Origin of the sequence: Streptomyces murinus, from assembly GCF_002154555.1 — a bacterium.
Classification (GTDB): Bacteria; Actinomycetota; Actinomycetes; order Streptomycetales; family Streptomycetaceae; genus Streptomyces; species Streptomyces murinus.
This window is the reverse complement of record NZ_MUNF01000972.1, coordinates 1-2,718: the sequence shown is the minus strand read 5'-3', so window position 1 is coordinate 2,718 and position 2,718 is coordinate 1. Positions and strand designations below refer to the sequence as shown.

General features: G+C 74.1%; 1 protein-coding gene and 1 pseudogene. Both read left to right on the top strand.

The features are described from left to right. The first annotated feature begins 140 nt into the window (after positions 1 to 140). Positions 141 to 1,163, top strand: coding sequence for an SMI1/KNR4 family protein (locus tag CCN72_RS37015; RefSeq protein ID WP_086812670.1), 1,023 nt, complete (start codon positions 141 to 143; stop codon positions 1,161 to 1,163). A 7-nt stretch (positions 1,164 to 1,170) separates the two neighbouring features. Beyond that, positions 1,171 to 2,718: pseudogene (locus tag CCN72_RS37010) on the top strand (SUKH-4 family immunity protein); the annotation flags it as partial.

The window sequence follows — 2,718 nt, the reverse complement described above, 5'->3', positions numbered from 1 at the left end:
GGGTGGTGGGTGGCGGTTGTGGTGTGTGTCGCGGGGACGCGGTGGGCCGGTGACCGGGGTTCGGGTACCGCTTAGGCTGTCGGCATCCGCGATGGACACCGCCGTTCAGGCCTAAGAGAACGCCTCAGGGGGCAACCGCCATGACGACAGGTCGGCTCGGGCTGGGGACACCTCCCGGCCGCCAGGGGGGACAGGCCGTGCCGCCGAACGCGGCGTACTCGGGGCAGGTCGTGCATTTCCCGGATCCGGTGCGGGCGGCGCGGCATCCTGGTGGGGTGCGGGTCGACGAGCGGGGCTTTCCGGATTTCTCGCCGTATGCGCGGGTGGCGGTGGAGATCGCGGAGCCGCCGGAGGGTTTTGGTGTCGACGAGTTGCGGCTGACGGACTATGTGTCGGCGAACGCGGCGCTGGCGGCGTCGGGGCACGAGTGGTGGGACACGGTGCCGGATGTGGCGACGCCGCACGGCTGGACGTGGCATCACGTGGCGGGCACGCGGCGTCTGGAGCTGGTTCCGGTCGATGTGAAGGCGTTGCTGCGGCATCACGGCGGGGTGGCGACGGCTCCGGTGGACCACGGCAAGCGGGGTACGCGGCCCTTGCAGGAGACGCGGCCCGCGCATTTCGGTCTGCCGAAGTCGGGCGTGGCGGTGACCGAGGCGCAGGTGCAGGGTGTCGAGGAGGATCTGGGGTACCGGTTGCCGGGTGCCTATCGTGACTTCCTGAAGGCGGCGGGTGGTTGTGCTCCGGTGGGTACGGCGCTGCTCGCCGAGCTGGGGTTGCTGCTGGACCAGCCGTTCTTCACGGTGCGGGACGAGGCCGCGGTCAATGACCTGGTCTATGTGAACAAGTGTCTGCGCGACCACCTGACGAAGGACTATCTCGGGGTGTCGTTCGTGCAGGGCGGGTTGCTCGCGGTGAAGGTGAAGGGCGAGCGGCTCGGTTCGGTGTGGTTCTGCGCGTACGACGATGTGCGGGACGTGGATCCGTCGTGGCCGCCGGCGGAGCGGGTGGAGCGTCTGCTGCTGCCGTGCGGTGATGACTTCGACGCGTTCCTGTCCCGGCTGGCGGGTGATCCGCCGGAGTTGGAGACGGTGGCGAATCTGATGGTGGACGGCGGTTTCGCGCGTGTCGTCCCGGTGTCTTCCGGCCCGGTGGGGGAGTGAGCTGGCGATGGTGACGTACGCGCAGGCGCAGGAGCGCGCCGAGGAGTGGATCAACGGCGATGTGCCCGCGTATCAGCACCGTGAGGTGCGGGTGCGGGAGTTCGAGCTGGGGTTCGTGGTGTGGGGTGAGGACCGGGCGGAGGGGCCGCGGTCGGATGCGGGTGCGCAGCGGCTGGTGATCGCCCGGGACAGTGGTGAGGCCACGTTGTGGCCGGCGTTGCCGGTGGGTGAGGTGATCCGCCGGTACGAGGAGGAGTACGGCCGTCCTGACGGGCCGGAGGAGCCGGCGCCGGCGCCGGTGGCGGCGCGGCTGGATCTGAATCAGACGTCGTTCCTGCTGACTCCTCCGGAGTGGTTGCAGGAGGCGGCGGACAAGATGGGGATAGGGGAGCGACGGCAGCCGGCCGCGGATTCCGGTGCCTCGCAGGGGGCCGGGGTCGCGGGTTCGGGTGCGTCGGAGGGCTCCGGGGTTGCGGGTTCGGGTGCTTCGGAGGGTGCCGGGGTCTCGGCCGGGGGCGATCCGGCGCGGACGCTGGCCGGGCCTCCGCCGACTCCCGCGGCTCCTGCGGTTCCCGCCCCTGCGGTTCCCGCCCCTGCGGTTCCCGCGCCTTCTCCCGCTCCCGCCGAGGTGCCCGTAGGGGCGACCCCGTGGGCCGGTACGGACACGAACGGGGGCGCGGGTGAGGACGACGACCGTTCGGTGCCGTTGCCCGCGACGGTGTTCGCGCCCCCGCTGAGCGGTGCCGACGATGACGCGCCGCGGCCGCCGGTCTCGGTGCCGGACGCGAAGACGGCGCTGATGTCGGGCGGCAGCCAGTTGCCGCGTACGGCGATCGCTCCGGCGCTGGATCTGCCGAACGCGCCGGGCGCGCCGGGTGGTTCGCCGGTTCCGGGTGGTGCGCCGGGCTCGCCGCTGGGGAGTACGCCGCCTCCGCCGCCGGTTCCGGGTGCTTCGGCCTATGGCTATCCGCAGGCCCCGGCAGGCCCTGGGACTCCTCCTCCGGGCAGCACGCCGCCGCCGGGTGCGCCGGTCCACGGGTATCCGCAGGGTCCCGGTGCGCCGGTGCCGCCGGGCAGCACGCCGCCGCCGGCCGTTCCGCCGCAGGCTCCGGGTGGTCCGGTCGCCGGTCCCGGTGCGGGCGAGCGGCCGCTCGCGCCGAACGCCGGGGACATCGCGGACGCCGCGACGAGCAAGGCCGCGCCGCCGCCGAAGAAGGCGCGCGGCGGGGTGGGGGTGCCGCCTCCGCCGCCGGGCGCCCCGGGTACGCCGGGCGCGCGTCCGGGGAGTGTGCCGCCGCCGCCCGCGCCGGGTGCGTCCTCGGGCGGATACGTGCCGACGCGTCTTGTGTCCGCGATCGACCCGGAGGGCCTGGCGGGGCAGGACGGTACGGCGGGCGGTCCCGGCGGCGCGCCGTCTGCCCCCGAGCCGTCCATGACGCCCCCGGGCGATGTGCATCACGCGGCCACGATGCTGGCCGGCCCCGCTCAGATGGGTCCCGGTGTCCCGCAGCCTCCGGCGCCCCCGGGGATGCCGGGCGCGCCCGGCATCCCCGGG

Bases quoted from the DNA above. Each gene is read 5' to 3' on its own strand.
- CCN72_RS37015 (WP_086812670.1), top strand. From the start codon at position 141: ATGACGACAGGTCGGCTCGGGCTGGGGACACCTCCCGGCCGCCAGGGG.